The 1,526-nt window shown below is 47.4% G+C and carries 3 protein-coding genes; all 3 read right to left on the reverse strand.

Features of this window, described 5'->3' with window-relative positions; all coding sequences use genetic code 11:
* Nucleotides 1-283 (reverse strand): cytochrome c-type biogenesis protein (locus tag R7Q47_RS24115; protein WP_318089715.1); only part of this gene is annotated, 283 nt, incomplete at its 3' end.
* The gene (locus tag R7Q47_RS24120) at nt 280-834 is read right to left on the reverse strand and encodes a DsbE family thiol:disulfide interchange protein (protein WP_005457723.1); all 555 of its coding nucleotides are present in this window, start codon (nt 832-834) and stop codon (nt 280-282) included. The genes R7Q47_RS24115 and R7Q47_RS24120, both read right to left, overlap by 4 nt.
* A gap of 1 nt (nt 835) precedes the next feature.
* On the reverse strand, nt 836-1,526 hold a 691-nt coding region (locus tag R7Q47_RS24125; RefSeq protein WP_318089719.1), incomplete at its 5' end, for a cytochrome c-type biogenesis CcmF C-terminal domain-containing protein.

Raw genomic sequence — 1,526 nt, forward strand, 5'->3', positions numbered from 1 at the left:
AAGTCACGAAGTTGCCGTAGCGCGCGATCATGTAATCGACGATCTCTTCTTTTGACTTGCCCTCTTTCGTCATTTCGTAGACCTTGTGGCGCAAGTCTTGAGCAAGTTCGGCATTCGAATCAGAGATGGTGTTGTTCTGACATTTAGGGCAGCGCAATGTGTGTCCTAGCTCTTTGAACTGTTGCTCCTGCTCTAAGTTGTCAAACTCATACACTTCAATTGCAGCATGTGCCGCCAACGAGAATGTTAGGGCTGCAAACACTGCTAAAATCACTTTTCTCATTGCTTCGCCTCCTCAACCAGCTGGTTGTACATCGGTGCTAACGTGTCAGCCCAATTTCGAGGGTTAACATCACCTACATGACGGTAACGAATGACACCATTCGCATCGATAATGAAGGTTTCCGGTGCGCCGTACACACCAAGATCCAGACCCAACATACCGCTGCCATCGAACAGACTAATTAGGTATGGGTTACCTAAATCGTTCAACCAACCGATCGCTTTGTTTCGATCATCTTTGTAGTTCATACCGATGATCTTCACGCCTTTACCAGCAAGTTCGTTGAGATATTTATGCTCTGCGTAGCAAGTAGGACACCATGTAGCCCACACATTTAACAGCAGAGGCTCACCTTTAAAAATCGACTGATCGTACTGTTTACCCGGTTCGGCCAAGTCTTCTAAGTGAAACTTAGGAACAGGTTTGCCAACTAAAACAGATTCCAGCTTTGTTGGGTCGTCACCATCTTGGTTACGAACCAACTGTGTTGCGAAGATCCCCGCCAGAACTAAGAAAGCAACCAACGGGATAAACAAGATTTTCTTATTCATTTTATGCTACCTGCTCGTTTGACTTTGCGTTCTTTTTCGATGACTTACGGAAGCGGTAACGCTTATCAGAAATCGCTAGTGCGCCGCCTAATGCCATGATCAAAGAGCCAGCCCAGATCCAACGTACGAACGGTTTGTAGTAAATGCGCACCGCCCAAGAACGGTTGTCTTCCAAACGCTCCCCCATCGCGATGTATAGGTCACGAGTGATTCCACGGTCAATGGCCGCTTCTGTCATCATCGACTTCGCGGTGCGGTAGAAACGCTTCTCGGCATGAAGTGTATTGATGTACTTACCATCGTGTGTGATTTCGAAATCAGCGATGTAACCATCGTAGTTCGGACCGTCTTTATCACGAAGGCCAGAGAAGTAGAAATCATAACCTTCGATTTGGAAGTGTTCACCTGGCGCTAAACGCACATCACGCTCAATGCTGTAGTTTTGTACCATAGCGATACCAATGATCGTCACAGCAAGACCGATATGACCAAACATCATCGCCCAGTGGCTACGTTGAAGCTTACGAACACCTTCAGCAAAACTGTGACGGTGCGTCGCACGCTCATGCAATTCGAACGCATGCATTGCCACGATCCAAATCGACATAACCCAGCCGATGTACGCCATCACTGAGAAGAAATCAGCAAATAGGAATACACAAACCGCCGCCAACGCCAGAGACACAGTGCCC

Source organism: Vibrio sp. Vb0349 (genome assembly GCF_033338975.1).